At 71.1% G+C, this 14794-nt stretch carries 15 protein-coding genes; 3 read left to right on the top strand and 12 right to left on the bottom strand.

Features of this window, described 5'->3' with window-relative positions; genetic code table 11:
• Positions 1–34: 34 nt before the first annotated feature.
• Positions 35–1864 (top strand): DEAD/DEAH box helicase, encoded by a 1830-nt coding sequence (locus ACZZZB_RS18810; protein WP_159878916.1) that lies wholly within the window; start codon positions 35–37, stop codon positions 1862–1864.
• A gap of 83 nt (positions 1865–1947) precedes the next feature.
• On the opposite strand, the gene ACZZZB_RS18805 is transcribed toward ACZZZB_RS18810, so the two are convergent.
• Genes ACZZZB_RS18805 through ACZZZB_RS18795 form a run of 3 tightly spaced genes read right to left on the bottom strand, consistent with a single transcriptional unit; the run spans position 1948 to position 4597 of the window.
• A complete protein-coding gene (locus ACZZZB_RS18805; RefSeq protein WP_463530471.1) occupies positions 1948–2511 on the bottom strand; it encodes a hypothetical protein in 564 nt (187 codons plus the stop codon).
• Between the two features lie 57 nt (positions 2512–2568).
• Positions 2569–3927 carry a sensor histidine kinase gene (locus tag ACZZZB_RS18800; protein ID WP_463530470.1) on the bottom strand — a complete coding sequence of 453 codons (1359 nt, stop codon included), beginning with the start codon at positions 3925–3927 and terminating at the stop codon, positions 2569–2571.
• Positions 3920–4597 carry a response regulator transcription factor gene (locus ACZZZB_RS18795; RefSeq protein ID WP_079706060.1) on the bottom strand — a complete coding sequence of 226 codons (678 nt, stop codon included), beginning with the start codon at positions 4595–4597 and terminating at the stop codon, positions 3920–3922. Before ACZZZB_RS18795 ends, ACZZZB_RS18800 begins: the two co-directional genes overlap by 8 nt.
• A gap of 123 nt (positions 4598–4720) precedes the next feature.
• Between ACZZZB_RS18795 and ACZZZB_RS18790 the strand changes: the two genes are divergently transcribed.
• A complete protein-coding gene (locus tag ACZZZB_RS18790; protein ID WP_192017873.1) occupies positions 4721–4906 on the top strand; it encodes a hypothetical protein in 186 nt (61 codons plus the stop codon).
• A 6-nt stretch (positions 4907–4912) separates the two neighbouring features.
• Here ACZZZB_RS18790 and ACZZZB_RS18785 read toward each other — a convergent pair whose 3' ends face one another.
• On the bottom strand, positions 4913–5377 hold the full coding sequence (locus ACZZZB_RS18785; RefSeq protein WP_079706065.1) for a carboxymuconolactone decarboxylase family protein: 465 nt from the start codon (positions 5375–5377) through the stop codon (positions 4913–4915).
• Positions 5378–5465: 88 nt separating this feature from the next.
• Positions 5466–5684: a hypothetical protein gene (locus tag ACZZZB_RS18780; protein WP_463530469.1), complete on the bottom strand. Its 219-nt coding sequence runs from the start codon at positions 5682–5684 to the stop codon at positions 5466–5468.
• Between the two features lie 25 nt (positions 5685–5709).
• Between ACZZZB_RS18780 and ACZZZB_RS18775 the strand changes: the two genes are divergently transcribed.
• Positions 5710–6255 (top strand): CGNR zinc finger domain-containing protein, encoded by a 546-nt coding sequence (locus tag ACZZZB_RS18775; RefSeq protein WP_426737990.1) that lies wholly within the window; start codon positions 5710–5712, stop codon positions 6253–6255.
• Here ACZZZB_RS18775 and ACZZZB_RS18770 read toward each other — a convergent pair.
• From ACZZZB_RS18770 to ACZZZB_RS18740, 7 genes are all read right to left on the bottom strand, one after another.
• The gene (locus ACZZZB_RS18770; protein ID WP_463530468.1) at positions 6244–7428 is read right to left on the bottom strand and encodes a sensor histidine kinase; all 1185 of its coding nucleotides are present in this window, start codon (positions 7426–7428) and stop codon (positions 6244–6246) included. The two genes, ACZZZB_RS18775 and ACZZZB_RS18770, sit on opposite strands and share 12 nt — an antisense overlap.
• A 123-nt stretch (positions 7429–7551) precedes the next feature.
• A complete protein-coding gene (locus tag ACZZZB_RS18765; protein WP_463530467.1) occupies positions 7552–8733 on the bottom strand; it encodes a M20 metallopeptidase family protein in 1182 nt (393 codons plus the stop codon).
• Positions 8730–10367, bottom strand: coding sequence for an amidohydrolase (locus ACZZZB_RS18760; protein ID WP_463530466.1), 1638 nt, complete (start codon positions 10365–10367; stop codon positions 8730–8732). The genes ACZZZB_RS18765 and ACZZZB_RS18760 overlap by 4 nt, the downstream gene beginning before the upstream one ends.
• Before the next feature lie 32 nt (positions 10368–10399).
• The gene (locus tag ACZZZB_RS18755) at positions 10400–11869 is read right to left on the bottom strand and encodes an amidohydrolase (RefSeq protein ID WP_463530465.1); all 1470 of its coding nucleotides are present in this window, start codon (positions 11867–11869) and stop codon (positions 10400–10402) included.
• Entirely contained in the window at positions 11866–12540 is a 675-nt protein-coding gene (locus tag ACZZZB_RS18750) for an FMN-binding negative transcriptional regulator (RefSeq protein ID WP_463530464.1), read from the bottom strand. The genes ACZZZB_RS18755 and ACZZZB_RS18750 overlap by 4 nt, the downstream gene beginning before the upstream one ends.
• Positions 12537–13517, bottom strand: a complete 981-nt coding sequence (locus tag ACZZZB_RS18745; RefSeq protein ID WP_463530463.1) for a hydroxymethylglutaryl-CoA lyase — start codon at positions 13515–13517, stop codon at positions 12537–12539. The genes ACZZZB_RS18750 and ACZZZB_RS18745 overlap by 4 nt, the downstream gene beginning before the upstream one ends.
• Positions 13514–14788 carry a hydroxymethylglutaryl-CoA reductase, degradative gene (locus ACZZZB_RS18740; protein ID WP_124769450.1) on the bottom strand — a complete coding sequence of 425 codons (1275 nt, stop codon included), beginning with the start codon at positions 14786–14788 and terminating at the stop codon, positions 13514–13516. Before ACZZZB_RS18740 ends, ACZZZB_RS18745 begins: the two co-directional genes overlap by 4 nt.
• Between the last annotated feature and the right edge of the window lie 6 nt (positions 14789–14794).

Raw genomic sequence — 14794 nt, 5'->3', positions numbered from 1 at the left:
TGCAAACGCTTGCGTTGCGACTACCGTTAGGAGTATGACGTCTTCTGATTCCACGACGCAGCCCGAGGCGGAACCCGCCGGCGCTACGCAGACCTTCTCCGATCTCGGCCTCGACGACGCGGTGCTCAAGGTACTCAAGGACGTCGGCTATGAGACCCCGTCCGCCATCCAGGCGGCCACCATCCCGCTGCTGCTCGAGGGACGCGACGTCGTCGGCCTCGCACAGACGGGCACCGGCAAGACCGCGGCGTTCGCCCTGCCGATCCTGTCCCGCCTCGACATCACGCAGAAGACGCCGCAAGCGCTCGTCCTCGCACCGACCCGTGAGCTCGCCCTCCAGGTCTGCGAAGCGTTCGAGAAGTACGCCACGCACCTGCGCGGCGTCCACGTCCTGCCCGTCTACGGCGGCCAGGGCTACGGCGTCCAGCTGTCGGCCCTCCGTCGCGGTGTCCACATCGTCGTCGGCACGCCGGGTCGCATCATGGACCACTTGGAGAAGGGCACCCTCGACCTCACGGAGCTCAAGTACCTCGTGCTCGACGAGGCCGACGAGATGCTGAAGATGGGCTTCGCCGAGGACGTCGAGACGATCCTGGCCGACACCCCGAAGGACAAGCAGGTCGCGCTGTTCTCCGCGACGATGCCGTCGTCCATCCGTCGCATCTCCGCGAAGTACCTGAACAACCCGGAAGAGATCACGGTCAAGACGAAGACCACGACCTCGGCCAGCATCACGCAGCGCTACCTGACGGTCTCGTACCCGCAGAAGGTCGACGCCCTGACCCGCATCCTCGAGACCGAGAACTTCAGCGCGATGATCATCTTCACGCGCACGAAGAACGAGACCGAGACGCTCGCGGAGAAGCTCCGGGCGCGCGGCTACTCGGCGGCCGCCATCAACGGCGACGTCGCCCAGGTGCAGCGCGAGCGGACCGTCAACCAGCTGAAGGCCGGCAAGCTCGACATCCTCGTCGCGACCGACGTCGCCGCGCGCGGTCTCGACGTCGAGCGCATCAGCCACGTCGTCAACTACGACATCCCCGTCGACACCGAGTCCTACGTGCACCGCATCGGCCGCACGGGCCGCGCCGGACGCACGGGCGACGCGATCAGCTTCGTCACGCCGCGCGAGCGCCACCTCCTGAAGGCCATCGAGCGGGCCACCCGCCAGCCGCTCACGCAGATGCAGCTGCCGAGCGTCGACGACGTCAACGCCACGCGCCTCACCCGCTTCGACGACGCGATCACCGAGGCACTCGGCCAGACCGACCGCATCGAGCGCTTCCGCGAGATCATCGGCCACTACGTCTCCCACCACGACGTCCCGGAGGCCGACGTCGCCGCGGCCCTGGCCGTCGTCTCCCAGGGCGAGACGCCGCTGCTCCTCTCGGCCGAGGACGAGCGCCGCCGCCGCGAGGAGTTCGACAACACCAACCGTGGCAACGACCGCGCCGGTCGCGACCGTCGTGACTCCGGGGACCGCGGCTCACGCTTCGACCGCGGCGACCGTGGCGATCAGGGCGACCGTCCCGAGCGTCGCAGCCGTCCGTCCAGCGGACCGATGGCTCCGTACCGCATCGCGGTGGGTCGTCGCCAGAAGGTCGACCCGCGTCAGATCGTGGGCGCGCTCGCGAACGAGGGCGGTCTGAAACGCGAGGACTTCGGCGCGATCCAGATCAAGCCGGACTTCTCGATCGTCGAACTCCCCGCGAGCCTCGGCAACGACGTCTTCGACCGTCTCGAGAACACCCGCATCAGCGGCAAGCTCATCGAGCTCCGTCCCGACCGTGGCGGCCCCGCCCGCCGACGCGACGACGAGGGTGGCACGAGCGGCGGCTCGTACGACCGCAAGCCGCGTTCCTAGCTCGCACGCACACGACGAGGGCCGGACGGAATCCTGGGATTCCGTCCGGCCCTCGTCGTTCCGCACCCGGCGGGGTGCGTCCGTCAGTCGCGCGGGTCGAGCACGCTCGTGACCACGGCGTAGTCCGCGTCGAGCGCGACCTCGAGCTCGTCGCCGTTCTCGAGGAGGACGTCGACCTCGAACGCCTCGCCCGGGTCGTCGCTGCGGTCCACATCGGTCACGGTGCCGCCCTTCGCCTCGGCGAGCGCTGCCTTCGAGGCCGCGTCGAACTCGGTGTCGGTCAGCGGCACGTCGTCTGCGTCACGGGCGTCGCGATCATCGGTGGCCGCCGTGGTGTCACCGTCGTCGATGGCGGTGCCGCCGTCGCGGTCGGTGTTGGACGCAGCCGCGACGCGGTCGTCGTCGGCGTCTCCGAACTCGTCCACGGCGTAGGCGGCACCGGCTCCACCGAGGGCGAGGGCCCCCACGACGATCGCGGTGATCCACACGGGCTTCCGGCGCCAGAAGGCCGGCTTCCCGGTGGTCGCCGGGGTCGCGGGGATGGCGGGGTGGTCGGTCGCCTCGACGCGCTCGACGGGCTCGATGCGCTCAGTGGCTGCGGTGGGCTGCGTGGGATCGGTGGGCTGGGAGGCGGTGTGCTCGTTCATGTGCCCCAGACTGTCCGAGGAGCGCTGAAGCGGACCTGAAGCGAGCTGAAGCCGCGTTCAGGAAGCGGACGGCGCCGGGAGCGTGACGATGAACGCCGCCCCGCCGAGCGCGCTGTCGACGAGTTCGATCGATCCACCGTGCAGCCGCACGACGTCGGCCACGATCGCCAGGCCGAGGCCCGAACCGCCGGCGTCGCGCGAACGACTCTCGTCGAGGCGGACGAACCGTTCGAACACATGTGCGCGGGACTCGACCGGCACGCCGGGGCCGTCGTCCTCCACGGATATCCTGACGAACCGACCATCGGTGGCGGAGCCCAGTCGGACCACGGAGCGCGCGTGCCGGACGGCATTGTCGACGAGGTTCCTCACCACCCGGGCGAGCAGGACGTCGTCGCCGTCGACCCTCGCCGCCGCGACGGCCGCGGACTCGACGCGCAGTCCGCCGGCCGATCGGAGACGAGCAGCCTCCGCCAGTAGGAGGTCGTCGACGTCGACCATGCGCCGTGCGGTGCCCGTCGCCCCTTCGTCGAGCTTCGCGAGCAAGAGCAGCGACTCGACGAGCCCCTGCATCCTGGCGCCCTCCTCGAGAACCGTCGAGGACAGCTCGGCCGGGTCGACCCGGTCCGGGTGGAGCGCCGCCACCTCGGCGTACTGCCTGATCACCGCGAGCGGTGAGCGGAGCTCGTGGGAGGCGTCCGACACGAACCGCCGCTGCGCTATCTGGGCGTCCTCGAGCCGCTCGAGCATGCCGTTCATCGTCCCGGCGAGGCGACCGATCTCGTCGCCCGTGTCGGGGACCTCGATCCGTCGGTGCAGTTCGCCGGCCCCCAGCTCCGAGACCTCACGGCGGATGCGTTCCACCGGCGCCAGCGCACGCCCGACGAGCAGCCAGGTCAGGCCGCCGACGAGGGCGACGAGCACGGGCACCGCGATGAGCAGGAGCGTCGACACGAGTCCGACGGCGTCATCGGTCTCCTCGAGGGAGCGGCCCGCGAGGACGACCAGGTCACGGCCGTCGACGTCGACGTCCTCGCTGGCGAACACCACCGGCTCGTCGTCGACGACCGAGACGAACACGTCACCGTCCGGGATCGGCGTCGGGAGCTCGATCTCGTCATCCGTCCGGTCCACGACACGGCCGTCCTCGACGAGGACCAGGAGTCGACCGTCATCCTCGGGCAGCGTCGTCGCGTCCGCCGCGGCCAGCTGCGCCGCGGCGCTCTCCGCCTCGGCCGAGGCGCTCTGTTCGACGCCGGAACGGAGCGCCGCGGAGAACAGGCCGACGAACGCGACGGAGCCGACCCCGAGGAACAGTCCGACCGCGAGCACCGATCCCAGTGCCGCGCGGGCTCGGACCGACCGCCACAGCCGCCGTCGGGGCGCGACCGCTCCGTGCGGCCCGGCGTCAGCCACGCCCGCCCGCCAACCGGTATCCGAACCCACGCACCGTCTCGATCGAAGCCCGCTCGAAGGGGCGGTCCACCTTGTTGCGGAGATGCCCGACGTAGACCTCGACGATGTTGGGATCGCCCTCGAAGTCGTCGTCCCACACGTTCTGCAGCACCTCGCGCTTCGACACCACCTCGCCGCCGCGTCGCATGAGGAACTCGAGGACCGCGAACTCGCGCGAGGTCAAGTCGATCGGGACGTCGCCCCGGTGGACCTGCTTCGACGCCGGGTCGAGCCGCAGTTCGCCGACCTCGAGCACCGCCGGCCGCTCCCGCGATCCACGTCGGACGAGTGAGCGGATCCGCGCGACGAGCACCGCGAAGGAGAAGGGTTTGCTCAGGAAGTCGTCGGCACCGGTGTCGAGGGCTTCGACCTGGTCCCAGTCGCCGTCCTTCGCCGTGAGCATGAGGATCGGGGTCCAGTCGCCCGCGTCGCGGAGCTGCTGACAGACGCGGTAGCCGCTGAGGCCCGGCATCATGATGTCGAGGATGATCGCGTCGTAGCGGTGTTCTCCGGCCATCCAGAGGCCGTCGACCCCGTTCGCAGCGACGTCGACCGCGAAGCCCTCCGCTTCGAGCCCTCTCCGAACGCCGTCGGCGAGTCGCACCTCATCGTCCACGACGAGTATCCGCATCCGTGCGACCTCCAGGCTCCGTGCCGGTCGACGGTCGAGCGGCGCGTCCCAGTCTGGCGCGGACAAGCTGAAGCAGTGCTGAAGCGGGACGGTCCGGCGTGGACCCCCGTCTAGGCTGGGCGCATGGGTGATGAGGACCGCCGGAAGCGAGCCGCCGAGCAGGAGGCCCGGGCGCTGCGTGCGCTCGAGTCGATCAGGAACGGCGGCGATCTCGGCAAGGAGACCCTCGACCTCTCGAACGAGTACTCCGACGGACTGCGCACCCGCGTCGCAGCGTGGTTCCGTGGCGCGAAGCGCCGGAAGGACTGACCGCCGTCAGTCCGCCTGCTCCGGGTGCACCGGGTAGTGGCTCGTGATCGAGACGCGGTTGAAGGCGTTGATCACGATCGCCAGCCACCGGACCGCGGCGATCTGACCGTTCGTGAGCGTCGACAGGTCGTCGTCCGGCAGGCGCCGCCGGTGTTGGACGTCCGCGATGAGGGTGACGTCCTCGGTGATCGCGAGTGCGGCCTGCTCCACCGGGCTGAAGTACTCGCTGTCGCGCCAGGCGGACAGGATGGCGAGGCGTTCCGTGGTCTCGCCGAGCGCGATCGCGTCAGCGACGTGGAGACGCAGGCAGTACGCGCAACCGTTGATCTGCGAGGCCCGGATCCGGATCAGCTCGATGAGCCGCTTGTCGATGCCGGCGTCGAGAGCCGCACGACCCGCGGCGCGGCCCGTCTCGACGAGCGCCTGATAGACCTCGGGTGATTCCTTGTCGAGCCAGACGTCGGCGCTCATGGGGTTCCTCTCGTCACTGGGCGGGTGCGGTCCCGCACGCATTCGTCCAACGCTAACGCGCATGGCGGGACGACGTCAGCGTGCCGCGTCACCGTGGCGGGATGTCCTGGCGTGTGACCGGCACGGCTGGTGCGTCGTCGTGGGGTCGCAGTTCCACCCGACGACTGCTGCAGGCGGCGCACCGGAGGTAGCGCAGCGACCCCTCCGAGGTGGCGTGCGCCGACTCCGTCGCCCAGGTGTGCCGGCAGGCGTCGAGGGCGTTCGGCGAGGGTTCGGAGGACTGCGGGGGTGCGTCGAGGAGGGTCATGACTCCACCATGATGTAATGGCGTTATGCATCTCAACCCTTACGGTTCGTACGCCGTCCTCCTGGCCGCGTCGCTGGCGAACGACTGGCCCGACGACCGGGACGGCATCGTCGCCCGCACCCGCGAACACGGGATGACGATGCCCTTCGCGGAGGTGGCCCGTGACCACGCCCGCGTCCGCCAGGTCGTCGACGAGTGGCTGACGGTCGTCGACGCGGCAGACGATCAGGCCAGGGCGGCCGCGCTCAACCGCCAGATGGCTTCCGCCGCCGCGTTCCCGCGGCTGACGGACCACGACGGCGAGGGGTGGCACCTGCACTACCGCGACGAGCATCAGGCGCTCCCCGAGGTCCTCGCCGCGGTGATCAGCGTCGGGACGGCCCTCCACCTGACGACCAGGGGGATGCAGCGTCTCGGTCGGTGTGCCGCGGGGACCGAACCGGGCGACACCTGCCGGAGGGTCGTCGTCGACGTCACCCGCAACGGCCGTCAGCGCTACTGCTCGGTGCGGTGCGCCAACCGGTCGGGCGTCCGCAGGCACCGCGCACGCGCGGGCGGCTCAGGCCGCTGATCGGGCGTCGGGCAACAGGAACCAGACGCTCGCTCCCCCGAGCCCCGACTCGTCGATCTCGATCCGGCCACCGTGCGCCTCGACGATGCGTCGACAGGTCGAGAGGCCGATGCCGAGGCCGGCGACCTCGCTCCCCGCCGCGCGTTCCATGAGGTCGAAGACCCGCTCTCGCTGCTCCGGAGCGACACCGGGACCGTTGTCCTCGACCGCGACCAGCACCCCGGCGGAGACTCGCTCGGCCTGCACCAGCACGTGCGGGACGACTCCGGCCGCTGCACTGAACTTCACCGCGTTCGCGATCAGGTTCTGCAGCAGCGCGCCCAGCAGCGTCTCGTCGCCCTGCACCTGGAAGGGCGTGTCGACGTCGACGGTCGCGCCGGTCGAGGTGATGGTCGCATCGAGGTCCTCGACCACCGAGGACACGAGCGGCCCGAGGTCGATCGGGACGCGTCGCGGACGGGCGCCACCGATCCGGGCGAAGTCGAGCAGGTCGGTGATCATCGCCGCCATCCGGTCGGCGGCGGACTCGGCTCGCGCGAGCGCCTTCGCCGCGTGCGGCGCGTTCACCATGTCCGGGCTGTCGGTCGCGAGCTCGAGGAACCCGGAGACCGCCATGAGCGGGTTGCGCAGGTCGTGGCTCACCTGGCCGGCGAACTGGGCGAGCTGCTCGTTGGACTGGCCGAGCTCGTAGGTGAGGCGGAGCAGCTCGAGGACGTCGACGACCTGCCTCGCGAGGAGGTCGAGGGCCTTGCCCTGTTCCGGAGTCAGCTCACGGACCCGGTCGTCGAAGATGCACAGGGTGCCGATCGGGACGCCGTCGGGGGTGACGAGCGGGCTCGACGCGTAGAAGCGGACGCTGGCGAGCTCACCGGTGACGAAGGGGTTCGCCGCGAAGCGCGGGTCCTCCCGAGCGTCCGAGACGATCGTCCGCACCTGCTGTTGGAACACGACCGCGCACATCGAGTCCTCGCGCGAGCAGCTCGCCGGTTCCAACCCGACCGCAGCGATCTGGTGCTGGAACCGGTCGTCGATGATGTTGATCACGGCGGTCGGCACGTCGCACATGGTCGCGGCGAGGTGGACGAGACTCTCGAGGTCCGTCTCGGGCGGACGACCGACGACCTGGTACTCGGCGATCGCGGAGCGCCTCGTGATGTCCTCTGCGGTGATCACGCGCGCCCTTTCGTCGTCGGAATCCGGAACGTGTCCATGCTACCCATCCAGGGCACATGCACTGCCCCGGCTGTCGGATACGTCCGGGATGTGCCACTCCCTACCCGGACGGTCGACCGTCGCTCACGCGAGCTGGAGACGTCTCCAGGCGAGTTCGGCGAGCACCGCGGACTGCAGGTCCAGGACGCCGTCATCGAACACCGCGCGTTCGGAATGCAGGGCGACGGAGCCCTCATCGGGGGCGGCACCGACGAAGACGAGCGTGCCGGGGACCTCGTCGAGGATGTAGGCGAAGTCCTCCGACGCCATCGACGGCACCTCCTGCCGGACGACCCGGTCGGGCCCCACGAGCGCGTCGAGCGTGCTGAGGACGAACCGCGTCTCCTCCGGGTCGTTGACGGTGACGGGGTAGGACGCGATGAACGTCGACTCGAGGGTGCAGCCGTGCGCCTCGGCGATCGCGGTCAGCAACTCAGGCAGCTGCTCGCGCACCGTCTCGAGCGTCGCCTTCGACAGCGTGCGGATGTTCGCCTCCAGGCTGACGGCCGAGGCGAGCACGTTGCTGGCCTCGGAGTCGCTGCTCAGCCGGGTGATGGAGATGACGGCCTGGTCGGTGGCCGGAAGCCGACGGGCCGCGAAGGTCTGCACGGCGAGGATGAGGTGTGCGGCGACCGGCACCGGATCGACGGCGAGGTGCGGGAACGCCGCGTGACCGCCCGTCCCGCGGACGGTGAGCTGCAACGCGTTGGCACTCGCCATCATCGCGCCCTCCCGCGTGACGAGCTGCCCGCGTGGGGTGCTGCAGTCGACGTGCAGCGCGTACGCCGCGATGGGTCGCTCTCCGGCGATGTCGAGCAGATCTTCCTCGAGCATGATCCGCGCGCCGGCCTGGCCCTCCTCCCCGGGCTGGAACATGAACACGACCGTGCCGGCGAGGTCGTCGCGACGGGCGACGAGCAGCCGGACGGCACCGAGGAGACCCGCCATGTGGAGATCGTGGCCGCAGGCGTGCATGGCCCCGGAGGTCGATGCGAACGGCAGCCCGGTCGCCTCGGTGACCGGCAGACCGTCCATGTCGGCACGGAGCAGCACGGTGGGGCCCGGGGCGCCGCCCCGGAGGACGGCGACGACCGAGGAGAGTCCGATGCCCGTCGTGACCTCCAGGCCGAGGCCCTCGAGTTCGCGCAGGATGATCCCCTGTGTCACTGGCAGGTCGAGGCCGACCTCGACGGCCTGGTGCAGTTCGCGTCGGACGGCGATCAGTTCGTCGCGCAACGCGGTCGCGTCCTCCTGGAAGCCGGTCACGAGCGCACCCCGTCGTCCTGCGTCGAGCGCCGGTACACCTGCTCGCCGCGGATCCAGGTCTCGGCGACCCGGACGGTGGCGATCTCGTCCGCGGGGACGGAGAAGACGTCGCGGTCGAGGACGGCGAAGCTGCCGTCGTATCCCGTGGCGATCCGACCGACGCTGTCGAGCGGCGAGAGCAGGCCGGCTCGTCCCGTGTACAGCAGGAGCGCCTGGGCGACGCTGATGGCTTCCTCGGGGACGAAGTCGGCGCCGTTGTAGGCCTGTCGACGGACGGCGGCCTCGACGGAGAGCATGACGTCGTCGGCGCCGCTCCAGGCGGTGGCCGGGCGGTCGGAGGAGAGCGCGAGCGGCCCGATGGTGCGGAACAACCGGGCGATCGGGTAGGCGTCGGGGACCTGTTCGGCGCGGAGGGCGAGCTCGTAGCCGTCGTATTCGGCGAAGAAGAACACGGTGTGGGTGGCGATCCCGAACGTCATGCGCGCGGAGCGGAGCCGTTCGGCGTACTCCTCGCTGATGATGGTCGCGTGCTCGATGCGGACGGAGGGGATGCCGTCGAGCCAGGGCTCCTGGTCTTCGAAGAGGCTCGCGACGCGGTCGAGGGCGCGGTCGCCCATGGCGTGCACCGCGAGCTGGACGCCGTTGCGGCGAGCCCAGGCGCCGGCTGCGAGGACGTCGTCGTCCTCGACGAGTCGGAGTCCGTGGTCGCAGGATTCGGGATACGGTTCGGCGACCCAGGCGGTGCGGTTCGAGTAGGCCCCGTCGAGGACGACCTTCACCCCGCCGATGCGGATCCGCCCCTCGCGATCGTCCGGAGTGAGCTCGGCGAGTGGCGCGGAGGGGTCCCAGCCCGGGTAGAGGGCGACGCGGGTGCGGAGCCCCTTGGCGGCAGCGGCGCGGAAGGCGTCGAGGGGGTCGTGCAGTCGGTTGGACAGCAGGTCGCATACGGCGACGATCCCTCGCGAGGCCAGTTCCTCGCCGATCGCGACGAGCGAGGCGACCTGTTCGTCTCGTTCCGGCACCGGGATGAACCTCGCGACCGCCTCGACCGCGGCGATCTCGGTGAGGACACCGTTCGGCTCGCCGTCCGGTCCGCGTTCGATACGCGCACCGGCCGGGTCGGGTGTGGCGGCCGTGATGCCCGCGAGGCGGAGCGCCGCGGTGTTGCAGACGGCGGAGTGGGCGTCGCAGCGCCAGACGAGGACGGGGCGTTCTGCGGACACCGCGTCGAGGTCGGCTGTGGTCGGCATCCGTCCCTCGGGGAACTTCGTGTCGTCGAACCCTCGGCCGAGCACCCAGGCGCTCGGCGCGGTCAGCGTCGCCTGGTGCTCTCGCAGCCGCTCCACGAGTCCCTCGATGGAGACCACTGACGGCGGGAAGCACTCGGCGGCCACGGCGGTGGCAGCCATGAGCGCCGGGTGGGTGTGGCTGTCGATGAGGCCGGGGAGCACGGTGCGTCCGCCGAGGTCGACCGCGGGTTTCCCCGCGACCGCGGACGCCTCCCCTACCCAGTCGAAGCGGCCGTCGACGATGCGAAACGCGGAGGCGAAGCCCGTCTCGTCGGTGCCGGTGAACACCCGGGCGTTCGTGAAGAGCTGCGAGTGGGTCGGCGTCGCGGTGGGTTGCAGTGTCACGGTGGGGGTATCCGTCTCGGTCTCAGCTGCCATCAGAACGCGCGCCAGGTGAAGCGTCCGCCGAGCAGGGTCGCGGCGACCGGCATCGACCGCAGCCGCTCAGCGTCGGCGTCGAACGGGTCGAGGTCCGTGATGACGAGGTCGGCGGGCTGCCCGACCGCGATCGAAGTGCGGACGCTCGCGGCCAGGGCCACGTCCAGCGGGAGCCGTTGCTCGGGGTGCCAGGCGTCGCGGCCGTCGCGACTCCGGCTCGTCGCGGAGGCGATCGCCTGCCACGGGTCGAGGGGCGAGACCGGAGCATCCGAGCCGAGTCGGAGGCCGACGCCTGCGCGGTGCAGGGATCCGAACGCGAAGGCGCGACCCGTGCGGCCGCTCCAGTGGCGGTCGGCGACGTCCCGGTCGTCCATCGCGTGCTCGGGCTGCACGCTCGCGATGAGCCCGAGGCTCGCGAACCGGGCGAAGTCCTGCTCGCGCACGAGCTGGGCGTGCTCGATGATGCCGCGCATCCCGAGCGCTTCGAAGGTGTCGAGGACCTCGGTGTTGGCTCGGTCGCCGATCGCGTGGACGGCAGCCTCGATCCCGGCGCCCCTCGCTCGTTCCAGCAGTCGGCGGAGCTCGTCGACCGAGACGCTCTCGACCCCGCAGGCGTGCGCACTCGACGGGTCGACGCCCGGATACGGGTCCCAGCACCAGGCGGTCCTCGTGTTGAGGGAACCGTCGACGACGACCTTGAGTCGCCCCATGGTGAGGAGTCCGGCCGGGTCGATCGCGTCGCCGGTGCGGAGTCCCGCCGCGATGACGGACTCCAGCCTGTCGGGCCACGCGGCGGCCTCGATCCGCAGGCTCGTCGCGCCGTCCGCGATGCGCTCGGACCATTCGCCGAGATTGTCGGTGTTCTCGAACTCGACGACCCCGACGACGCCGCGTCGGGCTGCCGCGTCGGCGGCATCCCGGTAGGCGTGCGCGGCGAGCCCCGAGTGCTGATCGATCCGCTGCAGCGCCTCGATCCACGGCGCCTCGGCGATGACCCCGCTCGCGTCGAGGTCCAGACCGAGTCGTCGCGCGGCGCGCGTGTTCATCCAGGCGCAGTGCAGGTCGCCGCTGACAAGAACGACGGGTACGTCCGATTCGGTGGCCTCCAGCGCGGCGAGCGTTGCCGGCTGCGTCCACAGACCGTCGCGGAAGCCGTACCCCATGAGGAACCCGTCAGTGAGGGGTGCATCGGTGTCGACCGCGCGACGGACGGCCTCGAGGACGTCGGCCGCGCTGGCCGTCTCCGTCAGGTCGATCCGTCGCCGCTGGATCACCCACTGGGTCATGTGGACGTGCGCGTCCCAGAGCCCCGGTCCGACCGTGCGTCCGGCGACGTCCACGACCTCGCCGGACGCCGGGGCCGTCCCGGCCGGTCCGATCCCGGCGATCCGACCGTCGCGGACGAGGATGTCGACGGGCTCGCCGCCGGAGGGCCGTGCGTTCCGGAGCGTGAGGTCGGTCGCGGTCACCGTGCCGGTGTCCCGTCGTCGGTGGTCGGCGCAGCTGTCCCTGCGTCGAGCCCGTGGAGGGCCGCCATGCGGGCGGCGAGGCTCGGGTTCCGGTACGGACCCGGCTCCCCGAGCGCCGTGACGACCCGTTCGACGACCTCTGCCGGCTTGTCCTGGCTCATCTTCTCTTTGGCCTCGAACCGGGTCACGCGCAGGCGGAATCCGACCGTCCCATGGACGATGCGTGCCGCGTACTCGCTGTTCGCGATCGTCCCGTTCATGAGGTACGGCTCGGGCAGCACACGCTCGAAGTGGGCGACGAGGCGGTCGAGCACCTGCAGGTTCTCCTCGTCCGAGAGCAGTTCGGGCACCCCGTACAGGTGCGCGACCGCGAAGTTCCAGGTGGGGACGGCCGGCGACGTGTCGTACCAGCTCGGCGACACGTACCCCTGGGGGCCGTAGACGATCACCATGGCCTCGTGCTGACCGAGCTCATGCAGTCGCTCATCCGGCCGCCCGACGTGGCTGAGGAGCACGATCCCGTCCTCGTCCTCCTCGAGCAGGACCGGATAGTGCGACGAGACGAGCCCACGATCGGGGACGTGACTGACGACCGTCGCCCAGGGGTACTCGCGCACCAGCGCGCGGACCGCTTCGACGTCGCCCTGGACGTACTCGGTGGTGTGCCTCATCTGCCGCCTCCTGCGGTGCTCGGGGTGTCGACCGCGGACGCTGCGGCCGCCAGGGCCGTCGCCACGTTCGAGGGGGCTGCGACGCCCCGGACGCGCGCCAACCAGGCGGTCGCCGCGGCGAGGGCCCCGAGGTCGAGCCCGGTCTCGATCCCGAGCCCGTGGAGCATCCACACGAGGTCCTCGGTTGCGAGGTTACCGGTGGCGCCCTTCGCGTACGGGCAGCGACCCAGGCCACCCACGGAGGAGTCGAACTCGGCGACGCCCAGCGAGAGCGCCGCGTACACGTTGGCGAGTCCCTGCCCGTAGGTGTCGTGCAGATGCAGCGCGACCGCCTCGACCGGGATCCCGGCGGCGAGCACGTCCCGGACGACCCTGGTCGTGAGCCCGGGCGTCCCCACCCCGATCGTGTCGCTGACGGCGACGGTCGAACACCCGGCGCGGTACAGCCGGACGGCGGCCTCGACGACCGTCGCCGGATCGACCGCACCCTCCCAGGGGTCCCCGAACGCCATCGACACGTAACCGCGCACCGGGACGCCATCCGCGATCGCGGTGGCGACGACCTCCTCGGCGCGTTCGACGGCTCCCTCGCGCGAGGTGTTGAGGTTGGCCCTGGCGAACGACTCCGACGCGCTCACGACGACGGAGACCTCCCGGACACCCGCGTCGATCGCCCGATGCAGGCCGCGCAGGTTCGGCACGAGGCCGACCGCCCGCGCACCGGTCGGCACCTCGAGGCCCGCGACGAGCCGTTCCGCGTCCGCGAACTGCGGGATCCAGGTGGCCGGCACGAAACTCGTCACCTCGAGGTCCCGTGACCCCGCCTCGTACAGACGCCGACAGAGCTCCGCCTTCACCGCTGTCGGCAGGATGTCCGTCTCGGCCTGCAGCCCGTCGCGCGGAGCCACCTCGTAGACGCGCACCCGTGTCGGGAGACCGTCCACCGGTTCCATCCGGGGCTGCGGAAGGCCGCTCATGCCGACGTCGCCCGGAGCTCGTCGAGCACCTCGCGCGCGTACTCGACCCGGATCCGACGGTCGGCGACGATCCTCGCCGCGACCGCTCCGATCTCGTCCACGGTCGCGCCGGCGCTCGCCGCGATCGTCCGAGCGTGCAGGGTCATGTGGCCCCGCTGGATGCCCTCGGCGGCGAGCGCCCGACACGCGGCCAGGTTCTGGGCGAGGCCCACCGAGGCGATGACGGCCGCGAGTTCCCGGGCCGTCTCGACGCCGAGGAGGGTCACGCCCGCCTGCGCCGTCGGGTGTGCCTTCGTCGCTCCACCGACGAGTCCGACGGCCAGAGGGACCTCGATCGTGCCGACGAGGTTCCCGTCGGCGTCCTGCTCGAACTGCGACAGCGCCGCATAGCGACCGGACCGCGCCGCGTGGGAGTGGCAGCCGGCCTCGACCGCCCGGGTGTCGTTGCCCGTGGCGAGGACGACGGCCGTGATGCCGTTCATGATGCCCTTGTTGTGGGTGGCCGCCCGGTACGGATCGGCCTCGGCGAACGCGCTCGCGGCGACGATGTCGGCGACGACCTGCGCACCGCCGAGGAGGTCGGCGTCGAACACCGCCCTGGCACGGGTGATGCGCTGATCGGCCTTGTTCGTGAGGATCCGCAGGAGGGTCCGCGATCCGGCGATCTCGGCGATGCGGGGCGCGATCGCCTCGGCCATCGTGTTCACGGCGTTCGCGCCCATGGCGTCGCGGACGTCGACGTGGAGGTGGACGATGACCTGCGTCCCCACGCGCGTCGGCAGGATCCGCACGTCGATGTCTCGGGCGCCACCGCCGAAGGAGACGAGGATCGGGTCGAGCTCGTTCGCGAGGGCGAGCAGTTCGTCGCGGGCCTCGAGGACACGGAGCCGCGCGGCGTGCGGGTCGACCGCGTCGAGGATCTGGATCTGCGCGATCATGACGTCGCCCGACGACGACGTCCGGAACCCGCCGTGGACGCGCGCGATGCGGGCGGCGTTGGATGCCGCGGCGACGACGCTCGGCTCCTCGGTCGCCATGGGGACGAGTCGGTCCTCGCCGTCGATGGTGAAGTTCGTCGCGACGCCCACCGGGACGGCGATGACCCCGACGACGTTCTCCACGAGGTGGTCCGCCTGGGCGATCGACAGGCCGGCGTCGGGTCGCAGTGCGGCGAGCGCCTCCGCCGCGATCCCGGCCCCCTCGGCGACGAGGTCGAGCCGCTCGTCCGGCGTGTGGTCGCGCAGCCCCTGGATTCGGCTGTTTCTCGGCATGGGTCG

Source organism: Plantibacter sp. AC185, from assembly GCF_979258065.1.
This window is presented reverse-complemented; position numbering and strand designations above follow the sequence as displayed.

Coding starts and splice junctions, on each gene's coding strand:
- ACZZZB_RS18810 (WP_159878916.1), top strand. CDS start 35: ATGACGTCTTCTGATTCCACGACGCAGCCCGAGGCGGAACCCGCCGGC.
- ACZZZB_RS18775 (WP_426737990.1), top strand. CDS start 5,710: ATGCATCTCAACCCTTACGGTTCGTACGCCGTCCTCCTGGCCGCGTCG.
- ACZZZB_RS18795 (WP_079706060.1), bottom strand. CDS start 4,597: ATGCGGATACTCGTCGTGGACGATGAGGTGCGACTCGCCGACGGCGTT.
- ACZZZB_RS18745 (WP_463530463.1), bottom strand. CDS start 13,517: ATGAGCGGCCTTCCGCAGCCCCGGATGGAACCGGTGGACGGTCTCCCG.
- ACZZZB_RS18785 (WP_079706065.1), bottom strand. CDS start 5,377: ATGAGCGCCGACGTCTGGCTCGACAAGGAATCACCCGAGGTCTATCAG.
- ACZZZB_RS18780 (WP_463530469.1), bottom strand. CDS start 5,684: ATGACCCTCCTCGACGCACCCCCGCAGTCCTCCGAACCCTCGCCGAAC.
- ACZZZB_RS18750 (WP_463530464.1), bottom strand. CDS start 12,540: ATGAGGCACACCACCGAGTACGTCCAGGGCGACGTCGAAGCGGTCCGC.
- ACZZZB_RS18740 (WP_124769450.1), bottom strand. CDS start 14,788: ATGCCGAGAAACAGCCGAATCCAGGGGCTGCGCGACCACACGCCGGAC.
- ACZZZB_RS18805 (WP_463530471.1), bottom strand. CDS start 2,511: ATGAACGAGCACACCGCCTCCCAGCCCACCGATCCCACGCAGCCCACC.
- ACZZZB_RS18790 (WP_192017873.1), top strand. CDS start 4,721: ATGGGTGATGAGGACCGCCGGAAGCGAGCCGCCGAGCAGGAGGCCCGG.